Source organism: Streptosporangium carneum, assembly GCF_027922005.1.
In the GTDB taxonomy this organism is placed as follows: Bacteria; Actinomycetota; Actinomycetes; order Streptosporangiales; family Streptosporangiaceae; genus Streptosporangium; species Streptosporangium carneum.
Genome location: NZ_BSEV01000035.1, coordinates 32,736 through 50,480, shown reverse-complemented (window position 1 = coordinate 50,480; position 17,745 = coordinate 32,736). Strand labels below are relative to the sequence as shown.

Annotated in this window: 15 protein-coding genes; 13 read left to right on the top strand and 2 right to left on the bottom strand. The window is 70.2% G+C overall.

Going from position 1 to position 17,745, the window contains the following annotated elements; translation table 11 throughout:
• The first annotated feature begins 45 nt into the window (after positions 1-45).
• The 10 genes from PKF00_RS39695 (at position 46) to PKF00_RS39650 (ending at position 11,600) form a co-directional block, all read left to right on the top strand.
• Positions 46-1,320 (top strand): cation:proton antiporter, encoded by a 1,275-nt coding sequence (locus PKF00_RS39695; protein WP_271222911.1) that lies wholly within the window; start codon positions 46-48, stop codon positions 1,318-1,320.
• Between the two features lie 45 nt (positions 1,321-1,365).
• A complete protein-coding gene (locus tag PKF00_RS39690) occupies positions 1,366-2,523 on the top strand; it encodes a GNAT family N-acetyltransferase (RefSeq protein ID WP_271222910.1) in 1,158 nt (385 codons plus the stop codon).
• A 102-nt stretch (positions 2,524-2,625) separates the two neighbouring features.
• The gene (gene ruvC, locus PKF00_RS39685) at positions 2,626-3,216 is read left to right on the top strand and encodes a crossover junction endodeoxyribonuclease RuvC (RefSeq protein WP_271222945.1); all 591 of its coding nucleotides are present in this window, start codon (positions 2,626-2,628) and stop codon (positions 3,214-3,216) included.
• Positions 3,213-3,833: a Holliday junction branch migration protein RuvA gene (gene ruvA, locus PKF00_RS39680; protein WP_271222909.1), complete on the top strand. Its 621-nt coding sequence runs from the start codon at positions 3,213-3,215 to the stop codon at positions 3,831-3,833. Before ruvC ends, ruvA begins: the two co-directional genes overlap by 4 nt.
• A 148-nt stretch (positions 3,834-3,981) precedes the next feature.
• Complete coding sequence (gene ruvB, locus PKF00_RS39675; protein WP_271222908.1) at positions 3,982-5,040, top strand: Holliday junction branch migration DNA helicase RuvB; 1,059 nt, start codon at positions 3,982-3,984, stop codon at positions 5,038-5,040.
• Between the two features lie 251 nt (positions 5,041-5,291).
• The gene (yajC, locus tag PKF00_RS39670) at positions 5,292-5,636 is read left to right on the top strand and encodes a preprotein translocase subunit YajC (RefSeq protein ID WP_271222907.1); all 345 of its coding nucleotides are present in this window, start codon (positions 5,292-5,294) and stop codon (positions 5,634-5,636) included.
• 86 nt (positions 5,637-5,722) lie between these two features.
• Positions 5,723-7,537 carry a protein translocase subunit SecD gene (gene secD, locus PKF00_RS39665; RefSeq protein WP_271222906.1) on the top strand — a complete coding sequence of 605 codons (1,815 nt, stop codon included), beginning with the start codon at positions 5,723-5,725 and terminating at the stop codon, positions 7,535-7,537.
• Positions 7,537-8,583 carry a protein translocase subunit SecF gene (secF, locus tag PKF00_RS39660; protein ID WP_271222905.1) on the top strand — a complete coding sequence of 349 codons (1,047 nt, stop codon included), beginning with the start codon at positions 7,537-7,539 and terminating at the stop codon, positions 8,581-8,583. Before secD ends, secF begins: the two co-directional genes overlap by 1 nt.
• 63 nt (positions 8,584-8,646) lie before the next feature.
• The gene (locus PKF00_RS39655; RefSeq protein ID WP_271222904.1) at positions 8,647-9,165 is read left to right on the top strand and encodes an adenine phosphoribosyltransferase; all 519 of its coding nucleotides are present in this window, start codon (positions 8,647-8,649) and stop codon (positions 9,163-9,165) included.
• A gap of 239 nt (positions 9,166-9,404) precedes the next feature.
• A complete protein-coding gene (locus tag PKF00_RS39650) occupies positions 9,405-11,600 on the top strand; it encodes a RelA/SpoT family protein (protein ID WP_271222903.1) in 2,196 nt (731 codons plus the stop codon).
• A gap of 103 nt (positions 11,601-11,703) precedes the next feature.
• Here PKF00_RS39650 and PKF00_RS39645 read toward each other — a convergent pair whose 3' ends face one another.
• Together PKF00_RS39645 and PKF00_RS39640 are read right to left on the bottom strand one after the other, a co-directional pair.
• On the bottom strand, positions 11,704-12,954 hold the full coding sequence (locus PKF00_RS39645) for a DUF349 domain-containing protein (protein WP_271222902.1): 1,251 nt from the start codon (positions 12,952-12,954) through the stop codon (positions 11,704-11,706).
• Positions 12,955-12,992: 38 nt separating this feature from the next.
• Complete coding sequence (locus tag PKF00_RS39640; RefSeq protein WP_271222901.1) at positions 12,993-13,856, bottom strand: peptidylprolyl isomerase; 864 nt, start codon at positions 13,854-13,856, stop codon at positions 12,993-12,995.
• Positions 13,857-14,004: 148 nt separating this feature from the next.
• Between PKF00_RS39640 and PKF00_RS39635 the strand changes: the two genes are divergently transcribed.
• The 3 genes from PKF00_RS39635 to aspS are packed head-to-tail and all read left to right on the top strand — an operon-like array spanning position 14,005 to position 17,702.
• Positions 14,005-14,700: an MBL fold metallo-hydrolase gene (locus tag PKF00_RS39635; protein ID WP_271222900.1), complete on the top strand. Its 696-nt coding sequence runs from the start codon at positions 14,005-14,007 to the stop codon at positions 14,698-14,700.
• A 3-nt stretch (positions 14,701-14,703) separates the two neighbouring features.
• On the top strand, positions 14,704-15,969 hold the full coding sequence (hisS, locus tag PKF00_RS39630) for a histidine--tRNA ligase (RefSeq protein WP_271222899.1): 1,266 nt from the start codon (positions 14,704-14,706) through the stop codon (positions 15,967-15,969).
• Positions 15,966-17,702 carry an aspartate--tRNA ligase gene (aspS, locus tag PKF00_RS39625; protein WP_271222898.1) on the top strand — a complete coding sequence of 579 codons (1,737 nt, stop codon included), beginning with the start codon at positions 15,966-15,968 and terminating at the stop codon, positions 17,700-17,702. Before hisS ends, aspS begins: the two co-directional genes overlap by 4 nt.
• The last annotated feature ends 43 nt before the right edge of the window (positions 17,703-17,745 follow it).

The window sequence follows — 17,745 nt, the reverse complement described above, 5'->3', positions numbered from 1 at the left end:
TTCTGTGATGTTTGTCCTTCGGCTCCTGGGCAGATCACGCGGACGATGGGCAATCCTGATCTGATCTTCGCGGTGGCGGGCGCGGGCGCCCTGCTGGCCGCGGTCCTGCCCCGGCTCGTCAGAAGGCGGCCCTTCTCGCTGCCGCTGGCCTGTCTCGTCGGCGGGTTCGCGCTCTATCTCCTGCCGCTCGACCTGCCCGTGCCCGACCCCGTGGCCCGGCGCTCCCTGGTCGAGCACGCCACCGAGGTCTGCGTGCTCATCTCGCTGATGGGCGCGGGCCTGGCGATCAACCGTCCCTTCGGACGGCGTCGGTGGGCCTCGACGTGGCGGCTGCTGGGTCTCACCCTCCCGCTGACCGTCGTGGCCGTGGCCCTGGCCGCCCACACGCTGCTGGGCTGGCCCGTCGCCGCCGCCGTGCTCCTGGGCGCGGTGCTCGCCCCGACCGACCCGGTGCTCGCCTCCGACGTGCAGGTCGGCGAGCCCGTCGACTCCGAGCGGGACGACGACGAGGTCCGTTTCGGCCTCACCTCGGAGGCGGGGCTCAACGACGGCCTCGCCTTCCCCCTGGTGTACGCCGCGATCGCCATGGCGCTCGTCCCCGGCGTCGGCTGGGCGGGCGAGTGGGTGGTGACGGACCTGCTGTACCGCTGCGGGGCGGGCGTGCTGTGCGGCCTGCTGGCGGGCAAGGTGCTCGGCAGGCTGTTCTTCCGCGCCCACAGGTCCGACCTGCGCCTGGCCGAACACCGGGACGGCTTCGTGGCGCTGGCCACGACGTTCCTGGCGTACGGCCTCACCGAACTGGTGCACGGGTACGGCTTCATCGCGGTCTTCGTGACCGCCTGCACCATCAGGGCGGCCGAGCGCGCGCACGGCTACAACGGCGTGCTGCACGGCTTCATCGAGCAGATCGAACGCCTGTTCACCGCCTGGCTGATCCTGCTGCTCGGCGGGTTCGTGGCGACCGGCGGCCTGTCCGCGCTCACCTGGCGCGGCGCGGCGGTCGCCCTCCTGCTGCTGCTGGTGATCCGCCCGCTGGTCGGCTGGGCGGCGGGGCTGGGCGGCCACGCGGGGCCGAGGGAGCGCGGAGCGACGGCGTTCTTCGGCATCCGCGGCATCGGCTCGCTGTTCTACCTCGCCTACGCGCTGGGCAAGGCCGACTTCGGCGTGCCCGAGGCCGAACTGTGGGCGGTGGTCGCCTTCACCGTCCTGGCCTCGCTGATCCTGCACGGCGTCACGGCGACGCCGGTGATGGCGTGGCTGGACCGGCTGCGCGACAGGGCGGCGGACGCGGGCGACGAGCCGGCCGCCCAGCACCTGTAGGAACCGATTCGCCTTCGCCGTGCCGACTGCCTAGGTTGTGTGACTGTGGAGCTACGCGATTTGACCGTCGACGACCTCGACGCGGTGGTGGACAACACCACGCGCGCCTTCGGACCCATGTCCGACGCCGATCAGGAGGCCTGGCTCAAGCTGGTCACCCCGATGCTCGCCGAGGGGAGATACCTCGGCGCCTTCGACGGCGCCCGTCTGGTCGCGACGAGCCGGATCAACGACTTCACCCAGTGGTGGCACGGCAGGCAGATCTCCATGGGCGGCGTCGCCTCCGTCACCGTCGCCCCCGAGGACAGGGGCAGGGGCGTCGGCAGGAGGATCATGCTGGAGACCCTCGACCGCTGCGCCCGTCTCGGGCATCCGGTCTCGGCGCTCTACCCGGCGACCACCCGCATCTACCGCTCGCTGGGCTGGGAGCACGCGGGCGCCATGCACAGGGCGGTGCTGCCGGCCGAGGCCCTGCGGACCATCAGGCAGAGCGAGCCCGTCGAGGTCCGCAGGATGGGCCCCGGCGACGCCCACGAGGTGGTCTCCGTCCTGCGCAAGGTCCACTTCGCCACCCGCGCCTGCGGCCCCGTCTGCTGGGACGTCGCCACCTGGGAGTCGCGTCTGGCGGCCAGGGACGACTTCCTCTACCTCGCCGAGGACGGCTTCGTCGTCTACCGCTGGCGGGGGCGCGACATCGAGGTGTCCAACCTCGTCGCGGGCTCCGAGGCGACCGCCAGGGCCCTGTGGTCCCTGGTGGGGACGTCCGCCTCGATCGCGAAGTCGGTGCACGCCGTGGTCGCCCCCGACGACCCGGTCTTCTGGCTGATCGGCGACCGCTCCAGCGACGAGGTCGGCCAGACCCGCTGGATGTTCCGCGTCGTCGACCTCGCCTCCGCGATCTCCCTGCGGGGTTTTCCCGGGAGTGTCGCCCTCGAGGCCGTGGTCCAGGTGGACGACCCCCAGCGGCCCGCGAACTCGGGGCCCTGGCACCTGTCCGTTTTCGGCGGGTCCGCCACGGCCCAGCCCGCGGGGGCCCTGCCCACCGCCATGCCCGCCTTCACCGTCGGCGGCTTCTCCGCGCTGTTCGCCGGGGTCCCGACAGCCACCCTCCGCCGCACGGGGGCGCTCACCGGGCCCGCGGACGGGGACGACGCCCTCGACGCGGCCTTCCACGCCAGGCCCCACATGCTCGACTACTTCTGACGGGCGGCGCCGGGTAACCGTGCGTCGCGTGCGCGCAAGCGGTAGAGTCTGGCACCGAACAGATGTTCGGCGAGCGGAGGCGTGTCGGTGCGGTTGCCCGAGCTGCGGGTGATGGGGGTCGACCCGGGACTGACCAGGTGCGGGCTCGGCGCGGTCGAGGGACGCCCCGGAGCGCCGCTGAACCTGGTCAAGGTCGGCGTCGTGCGCACCGCGGCCGACGAGGAGATCGGCGCCAGGCTGGTGGCGATCGAGGCGGGCATCGAGAGCTGGCTCGACGAGGTCAGACCGGACGCCGTCGCCGTCGAGCGCGTCTTCGCCCAGAACAACCTCAGGACCGTCATGGGCACCGCGCAGGCCTCCGCCGTCGCGATCCTGTGCGCCTCGCGCAGAGGGCTGCCGGTGGCGCTGCACACGCCGTCCGAGGTCAAGGCCGCCATCACCGGCAGCGGCACCGCCGACAAACGGCAGGTGGGGACCATGGTGACCAGGCTGCTGCGCCTTGAGGAGATGCCCAAGCCCGCCGACGCCGCCGACGCGCTCGCGCTCGCGATCTGCCACGTGTGGCGGGGCGGCGCGCACAACCGGCTGGCCGAGGCGGTCGCCAGAGCCAACTCCGGCCCCGCGACCAGCGCCGCCGCCTACTTCCGCGGCCGGGGCAGGGCGGCCGGATACTCGAGAGGAACCACGAAGTGATCGCCTCGGTGCGGGGACGGGTGGCCGCGATCGCGCCCGACGGAGCGGTGGTCGAGGTCGGCGGGATCGGTGTGCTGGTCCACTGCACGCCGGGCACGCTGGCGGCGCTGCGGGTGGGGGAGGAGGCCAGGCTGGCCACTTCTCTCGTGGTCCGCGAAGACTCGCTGACGCTGTTCGGCTTCGCTAGCGACGACGAGCGCGCGGTCTTCGAGATGCTGCAGACGGCGAACGGGGTCGGTCCGAAGGTCGCCCTCGCCATGCTCGCCGTCCACACGCCGAACGGCCTGCGGATGGCCGTGGCCAGTGCCGACGTCAAGGCCTTGACCAGGGTCCCCGGGGTGGGGCCCAAGGGGGCGCAGCGGATCATCGTCGACCTCAAGGACAGGCTCGGCACGCCTGAGGAGGCCGTCAACGCCGCGCTCGACGGTGGTGCGGTCGTCTCCCCGTGGCGCGACCAGGTGCACTCCGGCCTGGTGGGCCTGGGTTACTCGGTCAGGGACGCCGACGAGGCGGTGGCCTCGGTCGCCCCGCAGGCGGACGCCGAGATCGCCCAGGGCCGCGCTCCGCAGGTGGCGGTGCTGCTCAAGGCCGCGCTGCGCGCGCTGAGCGTCAGGTGACGGGGGAGCGCGCGATGAGGAGACGGAGCACGCGCCCGAGGTTTCCCGCCGCCCTCCGGCCCGGTGACTCCGTGACGGACGCACGGATCAGGGAGCGGGGCGGCGAGAACGGCGGGACGGGCGCCCGAATGAGCGAAGGTGGACCGGCGTGAGTTCCGAGCGGGATCTGGTGTCGCCTGAGGCGGAGGGCGACGAGCGGCTGATCGAGGCCGCCCTGCGCCCCAAGCGCCTGGATGAGTTCATCGGCCAGGCGCGGGTGCGCGAGCAGTTGTCACTGGTGCTGCACAGCGCGTTGCGGCGCAACCGGCCACCGGACCACGTGCTGATGAGCGGGGCGCCCGGCCTGGGCAAGACGACCCTCTCGATGATCATCGCCACGGAGCTCTCCGTGCCGCTCCGGATCACCTCGGGCCCCGCCCTGGAACGGGCCGGCGACCTGGCGGCGATCCTGTCGACCCTCTCCGAGGGAGAGGTCCTGTTCATCGACGAGATCCACCGGATGGCCCGCCCCGCCGAGGAGATGCTCTACCTCGCGATGGAGGACTTCCGCGTCGACATCGTGGTCGGCAAGGGGCCGGGGGCGACCGCGATCCCGCTGGAGGTCGCGCCCTTCACCCTGGTCGGCGCCACCACCAGAGCCGGGCTGCTGCCCGCGCCGCTGCGCGACAGGTTCGGGTTCGTCGCGCACATGGACTTCTACGACGTCGCCGAGCTCGAGCAGGTGCTGCGCCGCTCCGCCCGGCTGCTCGGCCTGCGGCTTCCCGGCGACGCCGCGCACGAGATCGCCGGGCGTTCCAGGGGAACTCCCCGCATCGCCAACCGCCTGCTGCGCCGGGTGCGAGACTTCGCCGAGGTGCGCGCCGACGGGGTGATCACCAGGGATGTCGCCTCCGCGGCGCTGAACCTCTACGAGGTCGACGCCGAAGGGCTCGACCGTCTCGACAGGGCCGTTCTGGACGCCTTGCTGCGAAAGTTCGGCGGCGGCCCGGTCGGGCTGTCCACGCTGGCCGTCGCGGTCGGAGAGGAGCCGGAGACGGTCGAGGTGGTCGCGGAGCCGTTCCTGGTGCGTCAGGGGTTGCTGGCCCGGACCCCCAGGGGGCGCGTCGCCACCGCCGCGGCCTGGATCCACCTGGGCCTGACACCGCCCCCCGACGCGTTCGGGGCCTCGATGGTGGCCGATCTTGGGGATGACTCGGCGCCGTCCTGACGTTGAGTTACGGTGAGAAACCGTGCGAGGTTGATCACGAATCGGTGACAACGGTATCGAAATGGGAACTTCCCCGCGCGCCAGATCGTGACCTCGTTGCCGCGCTCCTAACAGCTCGCCTAAACTCCGTGGCTTGGCTGGCTGTGTAGGCTGACGTGCTGAGCGGCGTGGCCTCATATGACGTCCGGCCCCGGCCGGTCATCCTTAAGCAAAGGAGCGGCCCCATGGGCGGCAATTATTCCAGCCTTATCATGATCGCTCTGATGGTCGTGGTGTTCTACTTCCTGCTCATCAGGCCGCAGCGAAAGCGGCAGCAGGAGCAGGCCCAGATGCAGAACTCCCTCACCCCGGGGACCCGCATCATGACCACCACAGGGCTTTTCGCGACGGTGGTCGCGATCGACGCCGACGACGTGATCCTCGAGATCGCCCCCGGCGTCGAGACCCGATGGGTCAAGGCCGCCATCGGCCGTGTGCTGACTCCGGTTGACGACGCTGACGACGATGACGTCAAGAAGGTCGACACGGTCGGAGACAATGCGGTGGAGGCCGTGGAGCCGCATGGTGACGACCAGGACTCGACGACCAAGAAGTGATGAGTAGGTTCGCCAACAATCCCTATAGCCGAAAGAACTGACGACCAGTGGCCCGACCGACCAGCGGCCAGAGCAGACCGGGGCGCGTGCTCCTCCTGCTTCTGGCGATCATTCTCGCCATGGGCGGGGTGATGGCCCTCAACAGGGCGTTCACCCCCGAGTATGGCCTCGACCTCGCCGGCGGCACGACAGTGACGCTGCAGGCCGTCCCCCCGAACGGCACCGCTCCCACAGAGGAGAGCCTGGATCTCGCCGTCGGCATCATCCGGAACCGGGTGAACGGCAGCGGCATCTCCGACGCCGAGGTCGCCAAGTCCGGTGACAACATCGTCATCTCCGTCCCCGGAGTTGGCCAGGAGGAAGTCGTCAAGCTGGTCGGCACCACCGCGGAGCTGCGCTTCCGCCAGGTGATGGCGGTCGCGGCCGGGGCGCCTGAGCCTCCAGGGCAGATGCCCACCCAGGCGCCGTCACCGTCAACCTCTCCCTCTGCCTCTCCCTCCTCCCCGGGCAAGAAGGGGGCCAGGACGCCGTCCCCCTCCGCCTCGCCCGCGGCCGAGGGCGCCAAGACCCCCGCGCCGACCGCGACCGCGGCGGCGAGCCCGAGCGCCTCACCCGCGGGCCGGGCCCTGTCGGCGGCGCTCACCAACCCCAGCCCGGCCGCCACCCCCACGACCGCGGCCTCCGACAAGCCCGCCAAGTCCGACAGCGGGGCGAAGCCGGGCAAGAGCGCGTCTCCTTCGGCGCAGCCGAGCCAGAGCGCCGTCCCCACGGTCCCGCCGACGGCCCCGGCCGACGACCCGATGGCGAACGTCGACCCGACCGGCATCGACCCGGCGGTGCTCAAGCAGTTCGAGGCGCTCGACTGCTCCAAGGACAAGGGCCAGGGCGCGCAGGACGACCCCAACAAGCAGTTCGCGGGCTGCAGTCAGGACGGCAGCGCCAAGTACGTCCTCGACAAGGCGGCCGTGATCGGCAGCTCGATCGCCTCGGCCACCGCCGGCGTCGACCAGACCACCGGTGAGTGGCTCGTCCAGCTCTCCTTCAAGGGTCAGGGCCCCGACCAGTGGTCCAAGGTCACCACCACCGCCTTCAACTCGCAGCCGCCGCGCAACCAGGTCGCCATGGTCCTCGACGGCGTGGTGATCTCAGCGCCGGTCATCCAGGAGCCCATCACCGGCGGCAGGGCGCAGATCTCCGGCAACTTCAACCAGGTGACGGCCAACGAGCTGGCCAGCCAGCTCAAGTTCGGCGCGCTCCCGCTGAAGTTCGAGAAGAGCTCGATCGACGAGGTCTCCTCGACCCTGGGCGCCGACCAGCTGCGCGGCGGCATGATCGCCGGTGGCATCGGCCTGGCCCTGGTGGTCATCTACTCGATGCTGTACTACCGGGGCCTGGGCGCCGTCTCGGTGCTGAGCCTCCTGGTCGCGTCGATCCTGACCTACCAGGCGGTGGTGCTCCTCGGCGCGCTCGCGGGCTTCCGCCTGTCGCTGCCGCACATCATCGGCCTCATCGTCTCGATCGGCATCACCGCCGACTCCTTCATCGTCTACTTCGAACGCATACGTGACGAGATGAAGGAGGGCCGCCGCTCGCTGCGGACGGCCGTCGAGGTCGCCTGGACCCGTGCCCGCCGGACGATCCTGATCGCCGACGCGGTCATGTTCATCGCCGCGATCGTGCTGTTCTTCCTGGCCGTCGGCGGTGTGGCCGGGTTCGCCTTCGCGATGGGCCTGACCACGCTCATCGACATCGCCGTGGTGTTCCTGTTCACCAAGCCGTTCGTCGCGCTGCTGGCCAAGCGGAAGTTCTTCGCCAAGGGCCACAAGCTCTCCGGCCTCGACGCCGAGCGGATGAGCAGCACGGTCCCAGCCGGCTCCAAGACCGTCCCGCAGGAGGCCTGATGTCCGGCATCGCACGCCGTTTGTACCGCGGCGAGGTCGACGTCGACTTCGTCGGGCGCAGGAAGCTCTGGTACAGCCTGTCCGCCGTGCTGCTTCTGGTGTCCATCGCCGGTCTGGTCCTCAACGGCGGCCTCAACCTGGGCGTGGAGTTCAAGGGCGGCTCGGTGTTCTCCTTCAAGGCGCCGGCGGCGCAGATCGAGAACGTCCGCGGCACCTTCAACGACGCGGGCGCCCACCAGGTCATCGTGCAGACGACGAACAACGGCTGGCGGGTTACCACCGAGAGCCTCTCGCCGGAGGCGGTGACGAACGTCCAGAAGGCCGTCGCCCAGAAGTACAGCCTGCCGCAGAACCAGGTCAACCTCCAGGTGATCGGCGCCTCCTGGGGCGGTCAGGTGGCCGACAAGGCGGTCACCGGCCTGATCGTGTTCATGCTGGCCATCATCCTGTACCTCACGGTCGCCTTCGAGTGGAAGATGGCGCTGGCGGCCGTGGTGGCGCTCTTCCACGACCTGGTGATCACCGCGGGCGTCTACGCGTGGTCCCAGTTCGAGGTCACCCCGGCGACCCTGCTGGGCTTCCTGACGATCCTCGGATACTCGCTGTACGACGCGGTCGTGGTGTTCGACATGATCAAGGAGGTCACCGCCAAGCTCGGCACGACCTCCAAGATGACCTACACCCAGGCCGCGAACAACGCCCTGAACCACACGCTGATCCGGTCGCTGAACACCACCCTGGTGGCGATCCTGCCGGTGGCCGCGATCCTGTTCATCGGCACCACGCTGTTCGGCGCGGGCACGCTGAAGGACCTGTCGCTGGCGCTGTTCGTCGGCATGATCGTCGGTACCTACTCCTCGCTGTGCGTGGCCACGCCGATGCTGGTCACGCTGAAGGAGCGCGAACCGCGCTACCAGGCGATCGCCCGCAGACTCGCCGCCCAGAGCGGCGGCAAGGTCGTCGGGACCAAGGCCGCCAGGCAACCGGTTCCGGCGGGCGCCTCGAACGGCTCCGCGCCTGACGTGGAGAAGCGCAAGAAGAAGTAAGCCGCAGAACCAAGCCTCCGTCCCCTCACCGGGGACGGAGGCTTTTCCTTGAGGGAAGTGACGATGAGTGACCTGAGCAGGCTGATCCTGGACCGGATCCGCGACGTGCCCGACTACCCCCAGCCCGGAGTGCTCTTCAAGGACATCACCCCGCTTCTGGCCGACCCCGAGGCCCTGTCCGCCGTGATCGACGAGCTCGCCGGGCTCCACCAGGTCGACAAGATCGTCGGGATCGAGGCCAGAGGGTTCATCCTGGCCGCCCCCGCGGCCTACAGGGCGGGCGCAGGCTTCGTTCCGGTACGCAAGAAAGGCAAACTGCCCGCAGAAACGCTTGAGGCGTCCTACGATCTGGAGTACGGCTCCGCCATCATCGAGGTCCATCGAGACGCCTTCGCCCCCGGGGAACGCGTCCTGATCGTCGACGACGTGCTCGCCACCGGAGGTACGGCGCGTGCGGCGGTGGAGCTGGTCCGCAGGGCGGGCGCCGACGTCGTCGCCATCGCCGTGCTCATGGAACTGGCCTTCCTCAACGGTCGGGAGCGGCTGGACGGCGTCGAGGTGCACTCCCTCGTGATTGTCTGATCCCACCCCGCCGGGGAAGGCATCTGAACCGGTCTGGATACACTAAGGGGATCTGGACTCGAACGTGAGGAGTCTGTGTGCCCCGTGATGTGGTCGTCCCCGACGTGACCGCCGACGGTGGCGGTCCCGCGACGGCCGTCCCGGCAGGCGATGCCGGTTCCGCCATGTCCGGAGCCACCGAAGAGAGGCCTGCGGTAAGGCGCAGGCTCGCACGCTTTGGGGGGCAATGGGGTGGCGCCATGAACCCGGTGCTGGAGCCGCTGTTCCGGACGGTCCGCGCGACCCATCCGAAAGCAGACCTGCGGCTCATCGAGCGTGCCTACGACGTGGCCGCATACCATCACCGTGATCAGAAGCGCAAAAGCGGAGACCCGTACATCACCCATCCGCTGGCCGTCGCGACGATCCTCGCGGAGCTGGGCACCGACGACGAGACGCTGTGCGCCGCGCTGCTGCACGACACCGTCGAGGACACCGCCTACGGCCTCGACGAGCTGCGCTCGGACTTCGGCGACAACATCGCGCTGCTGGTCGACGGCGTCACCAAGCTCGACAAGGTCAAGTTCGGCGACGCCGCGCAGGCCGAGACCGTGCGCAAGATGGTCGTGGCGATGTCCCGCGACATCAGGGTGCTGGTGATCAAGCTCGCCGACCGCCTGCACAACATGCGCACCATGCGCTACCTGCCCGAGCACAAGCGGCAGCAGAAGTCCCGTGAGACGCTGGAGATCTTCGCGCCGCTCGCCCACCGCCTCGGCATGAACACCATCAAGTGGGAGCTCGAGGACCTCGCGTTCGCCATGCTCTACCCCAAGCGATACGACGAGATCGCCCGCATGGTGTCCGAGCGGGCCCCGCGCAGGGACCTGTTCCTGCAGGAGGTCATCGAGAAGGTCTCAGGGGACCTGCGCGAGGCCAAGATCCGCGCGGTGGTCAAGGGACGCCCCAAGCACTACTACTCGGTCTACCAGAAGATGATCGCCAGGGACGTCGCCTTCGACGACATCTACGACCTGGTCGGCATCCGGGTGCTGGTCGACACGGTCCGTGACTGCTACGCCGCCCTGGGAACGATTCACGCGCGATGGAACCCGGTGCCGGGCCGGTTCAAGGACTACATCGCGATGCCCAAGTTCAACATGTACCAGTCGCTGCACACCACGGTCATCGGGCCCGAGGGCAAGCCCGTCGAGCTGCAGATCCGCACCCACGGCATGCACCACAGGGCCGAGTACGGCGTGGCGGCGCACTGGAAGTACAAGGAGGACATGACCACCTCGGGGCCTCCCGGGGCGAAGCTGAAGCCGGCCAGCGACATGGCCTGGCTCCGCCAGCTCCTCGACTGGCAGAAGGAGACCGCGGACCCGGGAGAGTTCCTGGAGTCGCTGAGGTTCGACCTGTCGGTCTCCGAGGTGTACGTCTTCACGCCCAGGGGGCAGGTGATCGCCCTCCCCGAGGGGGCGACGTCCGTCGACTTCGCCTACGCCGTGCACACCGAGGTCGGCCACCGCTGCATCGGCGCCAGGGTCAACGGCCGCCTGGTGCCGCTGGAGTCGCGCCTCGGCAACGGCGACACCGTGGAGATCTTCACCTCCAAGTCGCCGGACGCGGGCCCTTCGCGCGACTGGCTGAAGTTCGTCAAGTCGGGCCGGGCCCGCAACAAGATCCGGCAGTGGTTCTCCAAGGAGCGCCGCGAGACCGCGATCGAGGCGGGCAAGGAGGCCATCGGCAGGGCGATGCGCAAGCAGGGCCTCCCCCTGCAGCGCCTGATGTCCGGAGAGTCCCTTCTGGCGCTCGCCAGGGACCTGCGCTACCCCGATGTCTCGGCGCTCTACGCGGCCGTCGGAGAGGGCCACATAGCCGCCCAGGCGGTCGTGCAGAAGCTGGTGCACTCCATCGGGGGAGTGGAGGGCGCGGAGGAGGACATCGCCGAGGCCTCCGTGCCGACGAAGCTGCGGGGGCGCCCCCGGGGCAGCGGCGGCGCGGGCGTGGTGGTGGCCGGCGACTCGGACGTCTGGGTGCGGCTGTCGCGCTGCTGCACCCCCGTGCCCGGTGACGAGATCATCGGCTTCGTCACCCGTGGTCACGGGGTCTCGGTGCACCGCACCAACTGTCCCAACATCGAGCAGCTGAGGTCCGAGCCCGACCGCCTGGTCGAGGTCGCCTGGTCGGCGGCGGAGGACTCGGTGTTCCTGGTCGCGCTCCAGGTCGAGGCGCTCGACCGGCCACGTCTGCTGTCCGACGTGACCAGGACCCTGTCCGACCAGCACGTCAACATCCTGTCCGCGTCGGTGACGACGTCCAGGGACCGGGTGGCGATCAGCAAGTTCACCTTCGAGATGGGCGACCCCAAGCATCTGGGCCACGTCCTGAAGGCCGTCCGCAACGTCCAGGGCGTCTACGACGTCTACCGGGTCAGCGGCGCGGGCTCCTGACCCCGCAGGGCCCGTTCCCGACCGGGGAGCGGGCCCGCGGCGGAGAGCGTGAAAGGGGGCGCGCCCGTACGGGCGCGCCCCCCTTTTTTTCACGACCGGTGGGTCAGGAGAACTCGGCGAGCGTGCGCTCGGCCTCCTCGAGCCAGGAACGGCGGGCGGTCAGAGCCTCCTCCGCGTCCTTGGCGTCCTTGTCCTTACCCGCGGACCGGGCCTTGGCGAGGCGGGTCTCCAGCTGCTCGATCGACTTGCGGAGCTGGTCGACCGTGTTCTGGGCGCGGGCGCGTGCCTCGGGGTTGGAGCGCTTCCACTCCGCCTCCTCGGCCTTGCGGACCGCGTCGTCGATCTTGCGAAGCCCGCCCTCGAGCCGGTCACGCTGCTCGCGCGGGACCGGACCGGCGGCCTCCCACCGCTCCAGGATGCCGCGCAGCGCGGTCCTGGCGGAGCGGGCGTCGGAGACCGGGACGATCTTCTCGGCTTCGGCCAGGAGCTGCTCCTTGACCTCGGCGTTGGCCGCGAGTGAGGCGTCGCGCTCGGCGAAGACCGCCGAACGGGCCTGGAAGAACTGGTCCTGGGCGCCCTTGAAGCGGCTCCAGAGCTCGTCCTCGACCTCACGGGACGCCCGGCCCGCCGACTTCCACTGCTGCATCAGCTCGCGGTAGGCCGACGCCGTCGCGCCCCAGTCGGTCGAGGAGGCCAGCGCCTCGGCCTCGACGACGATGCGCTCCTTGGAGGAGCGCACCCCCTCTCGCTGCTCGTCCAGCCCGGCGAAGTAGGCCTTGCGGCGCTTGGCGAAAGCCGTACGGGCCGCGGACAGGCGCTTCCACAGCGCCGCCTCCGTGACCCGGTCGATGCGCTCGGCGGCCTTCCACTCCTCGACGAGCTGGCGCAGTCGCTCCCCGCCCGTCTTCCAGTGGGTGGTGTCGTCCGCGATGCGCTCGGCCTCCGCGACGATCCGCTCCTTGACGCCCTTGGCCTCGGCGCGGGCCACGTCGCGGGCGGCCTTGACCTCCTCGCGGCGCTGGGCGACCAGCTCCGCGAGGGCGTTCAGCCGGCCCAGCAGCGCGTCGAGGTCGCCCACCGCGTGCGCGTCGGTGATCGCCTCGCGCAGCTTGACGATGGTCGCCTCTGCCTGGGCGGGCGGCAGATCGGTGCCGCGGACCCGCTGCTCCAGCAACGTGACCTGTCCGGCCAGCTCGTCGAACTTGCGATGGAAGTAGGCAAGCGCCTCTTCCGGTTCGCCGGCCTGCCAGGACCCGACGGCCCGTTCTCCCTCAGCCGTACGTACGTAGACGGTGCCGTCGTCGTCTACCCGGCCCCACGGGTCGGTGCTCACCGTGTCCTCCCGCACTTTCATCAGCCTTTCGAGGCTAACCGCCTCTTGGTTGTATTACGTCAGCTCTTGCCGGATATTGTCACGTCTTTGATTTCCAGGGTTTCCTTCGGGGCTCCGGTGCCGTCCTGCCCCGGGGTGATGACGCCGCCCTTGTTCACCTTGTCCAGGATCTCCAGCCCCTTGGTGACCGTACCGAACGGGGTGTAGTCCGGGGGGAGCTGGGCGTCGCCGTACACGAGGAAGAACTGGCTGCCGTTGGTGTCGGGGCCGCTGTTGGCCATGGCCACGACGCCCCGGGTGTACTTCGCGTCCTTGAGGTTCTCGTTGACGAAACGGTACCCCGGGCCGCCCTGGCCGTCGGTCTGGCTCTTGCCGTCGGCCTTGGCCAGCGGGTCGCCGCACTGCAGCATCGGGAACTGGTCGGAGCCGAGCCGGTGACACTTGGAGCCGTTGAAGTACTTCTTCTTGGCCAGGAAGGCGAAGGAGTTGACCGTGCAGGGCGTCTTCTCCGCCGAGACGGCGATGACGATGTCGCCCTGGTTGGTCTTCAGCGTCATCGTCTTGGGCGTGGTGTCGACCTTGGCCGGAGGCAGGCCGACGTTCTTGGCCGGGCCACCCGAGGCGTCCGCGACGTAGCCGCAGGTGCCGGCGGCCGGGTCGAAGGCCGCCGGCTGGGCCTCGGTGCTCGTCTGAGACGGGGTGGCCTGCGCGTCCTGGGCGGTCGGCGTGACCGTGGCCGACGACGGGTCGTTGCCTCCGAGCAGGGTCGTCGCGGCGATCACACCGCCCACGACCACCACGACGGCCACACTGGTGCCGATGATCGCATTGCGCTTCGCCTTGGCCTCACGCTCGATACGCCGCTGGGTCTGCCGCTCGTAGTGCTCGCGCGCCAGCTGCTTCTGGCGGTCCTTGCCGCTCACCGCTTCGCCCTCCCGAGTGCCGGAGTATTACTTATTGAGGTGGGCGAATCGTATCGGCCAATGGGTAATGGTTCGCAGCCCGCCGACCCGCACCGGTACCCTTCGGTTACATTCCCATCCGTTTTCTTGACGAGATCAGCTGAGGCAGATGCTCATCGCCGGCTTTCCCGCAGGGTCGTTTCAGACCAACTGCTACGTCGTCGCTCCCGCCGCGGGCGAGGAGTGCGTCATCGTCGATCCCGGCCAGAACGCCGTCGACGACCTGGACGACGTGCTGCGCGAGCATCGCCTCAAGCCGGTCGCCGTGCTGGTCACCCACGGGCACATCGACCACATGTGGTCGGTCGCGCCCGTCTGCGGAGCGCGCGACGTCCCCGCCTGGATCCACCCGGAGGACCGCGAGCTGCTCTCCGACCCGGCGAAGGGACTGTCACTGGCGACCCGGCAGCAGTTGTTCGGCGGGCTGACCTTCACCGAGCCCGACGACGTGCGCGAGCTCGCCGACGGCGAGGTGCTGCGCCTGGCGGGCATGGAGCTCACGGTCGACCACACCCCCGGCCATACCAGGGGGTCGGTGACGTTCAGGCTGCCCCGCACGGAGGAGATCCCCGACGTGATGTTCTCGGGCGACCTGCTGTTCGCCGGCTCCATCGGCCGCACAGACCTTCCCGGCGGCGACTACCCGACCATCCTGCGCAGCCTGGCCACCAAGTGCCTGCCGCTGCCGGAGGACACGGTGGTCCTGCCGGGGCACGGACCACAGACCACGATCGGCCGCGAGCGCGCAACCAATCCGTATTTGGCGGAGGCGGCGCCGTACGCCGGTCCCACCAGGGGACTTTAGAAGATGACTCTGCAGGCGCCGAAGGGCACCTTTGACTGGCTCCCGCCGCGCTCCGAGCGGGCGCTCGCCGTGCGCGAGGCGCTGACCGCCCCCGCCAGGCGCGCGGGCTACGGCTACATCGAGACACCGGTCTTCGAGGACACCGCGCTGTTCGTGCGCGGCGTCGGGGAGTCGACCGACATCGTCTCCAAGGAGATGTACACCTTCGAGGACAAGGGCGGCCGCTCGATCACGCTGCGCCCTGAGGGGACCGCGTCGGTCGTGCGGGCCGTCCTCCAGCACGGCCTGCACAACGGCCAGCTTCCGGTGAAGCTGTGGTACTCCGGAAGCCAGTTCCGCTACGAGCGGGCCCAGAAGGGCCGCTACCGCCACTTCTGGCAGGTCGGCGCGGAGGCCCTCGGCTCCGAGGACCCGGCCCTGGACGCCGAGCTGATCCTCCTGGCCGCCGACGGCTACGCCGGGCTGGGGCTGACCGGCGTCAGGCTGCTGCTCAACACGCTGGGCGACAGGCGGTGCCGTCCCGTCTACCGCGCCGCGCTGCAGGACTTCCTGCGCGGGCTCGACCTCGACGAGGCCACCCGGGACAGGATCGAGATCAACCCGTTGCGCGTGCTCGACGACAAGCGCCCCGAGGTGCAGGCCCAGCTCGCGGAGGCCCCGCTGGTGGTCGACCACCTGTGCGAGGAGTGCAAGGCCTACCACGAGGAGGTCCGCTCGCTGCTGACCGCCTCCGGCGTCGCCTACACCGACGACCCGAGGCTGGTCCGCGGCCTGGACTACTACACGCGCACCACGTTCGAGTTCGTCCACGACGGCCTCGGCTCGCAGTCCGCGGTCGGCGGCGGCGGTCGTTACGACGGGCTGAGCGAGATGCTCGGCGGCCCCGCGCTGCCCAGCGTCGGCTGGGCGCTCGGCGTCGACAGGACGCTCCTGGCGATGGAGGCCGAGGGGTTGCTCGACGACGAGGCGGCCGAGTCGCGTGTCCAGGTGTACGGTGTGCCGCTGGGTGAGGAGGCACGCCGCCGGATGTTCCTGCTCGTGACCGAGCTGCGCCGGGCGGGGCTCGACGCCGACATGTCGTTCGGCGGCAGGGGCGTCAAGTCCGCCATGAAGGGCGCCGACCGGTCGGGGGCGAGCTACGCCGTGATCCTCGGCGAGCGGGACATCGCCGCCGGGGCCGCCCAGGTCAAGGACCTGGTCAGCGGCGACCAGAGCGCCGTACCGCTCGCCGAGATCGTCACGACCTTGAAGGAGAGACTGAACAAATGATCCGCACGCACGAAGCGGGATCACTGCGCAAGGAGCACGCGGGCCAGCGGGTGACGCTGGCGGGCTGGGTGGCGCGCCGTCGTGACCACGGCGGCGTGGTCTTCATCGACCTGCGTGACGCCTCGGGCTCCTCCCAGGTGGTCTTCCGCGAGGAGGACGACGCGCACGGTCTGCGCGCGGAGTACTGCGTCAAGGTCGTCGGAGAGGTGCGGGTCCGCCCCGAGGGCAACGAGAACCCGGAGCTGCCGACCGGCGCGATCGAGGTCGTCGCCTCCGAGGTCGAGGTGCTCAGCGAGTCCGCGCCGCTGCCGTTCCCGATCGAGGGCAGCACCGGGGTCTCGGAGGAGGCCCGCCTGAAGTACCGCTACCTCGACATCCGCCGCCAGCAGGTCGCCCAGGCCATGCGGATCCGCTCCAGGGCCACCTACCTGGCCCACGAGGTGATGAACGAGCACGGGTTCAACTACATCGAGACCCCCACGCTCACCCGTTCCACTCCGGAGGGCGCCCGCGACTTCCTGGTGCCGGTCAGGCTCCAGCCCGGCAGCTGGTACGCCCTGCCGCAGTCGCCGCAGCTGTTCAAGCAGCTCCTCATGGTCGCCGGCATGGAGCGCTACTACCAGCTCGCCCGCTGCTTCCGCGACGAGGACCTGCGCGCCGACCGGCAGCCCGAGTTCACCCAGATCGACGTTGAGATGTCCTTCGTCGACCAGGACGACGTCATCGCGCTGGGCGAGGCGCTGATCGGCCGCATCTGGAAGGAGACGATCGGCTACGAGCTGCCGACGCCGCTGCCCCGGATGACCTACGCCGAGGCCATGTCCCGCTACGGCTCCGACAAGCCCGACCTGCGCTTCGGCCAGGAGCTGGTCGAGATGACCGAGTTCTTCGCCGAGACCACCTTCCGCGTCTTCCAGGCCCCGTACGTCGGCGCCGTGGTCATGCCGGGCGGCGCCTCGCAGACCCGCAAGGAGCTCGACGGCTGGCAGGAGTGGGCCAAGTCCCGCGGGGCCAAGGGCCTGGCCTACGTCCTCGTCGGCGAGGACGGCACGCTCGGCGGCCCGGTCGCCAAGAACCTGTCGGAGAGCGAGACCGCCGGTCTGGCGGCGAAGGCGGGCGCCGCGCCCGGTGACGCGATCTTCTTCGCCGCCGGCACGTCCTCCGCCTCCCGCGACCTGCTCGGCGCGGCGCGCCTGGAGATCGGCCGCCGCTGCGGCCTGATCGACGAGACGGCGTGGAACTTCCTGTGGGTCGTCGACGCGCCCATGTTCGAGGAGGACGGCGAGGGCGGCTGGACCGCGGTCCACCACCCGTTCACCGGGCCCAAGCCCGAGTGGGCCGACACCTTCCAGGACCACCCGGGCGAGGCCCTCGCCTACGCCTACGACATGGTCTGCAACGGCATGGAGATCGGCGGGGGCTCGATCCGTATCCACCGGGCCGAGATGCAGCAGCGCGTCTTCGACGTGCTCGGCATCTCCAAGGAGGAGGCGGAGAACAAGTTCGGCTTCCTGCTCGAGGCGTTCAAGTACGGCCCGCCGCCGCACGGCGGCATCGCCTACGGCTGGGACCGGGTCTGCATGCTCCTGGCGGGCGGCGACTCCATCCGGGACGTCATCGCCTTCCCGAAGACGGCCTCGGGCTTCGACCCGCTGACCGGCGCGCCCACCCCGATCACGGGTGAGCAGCGCAAGGAGGCGGGCGTCGACGCCAAGCCCAAGGCCGAGGCCTGACCCGGGACCGAGGACCGGCCTGAGCGCCCGGCGCCCCGCCTGG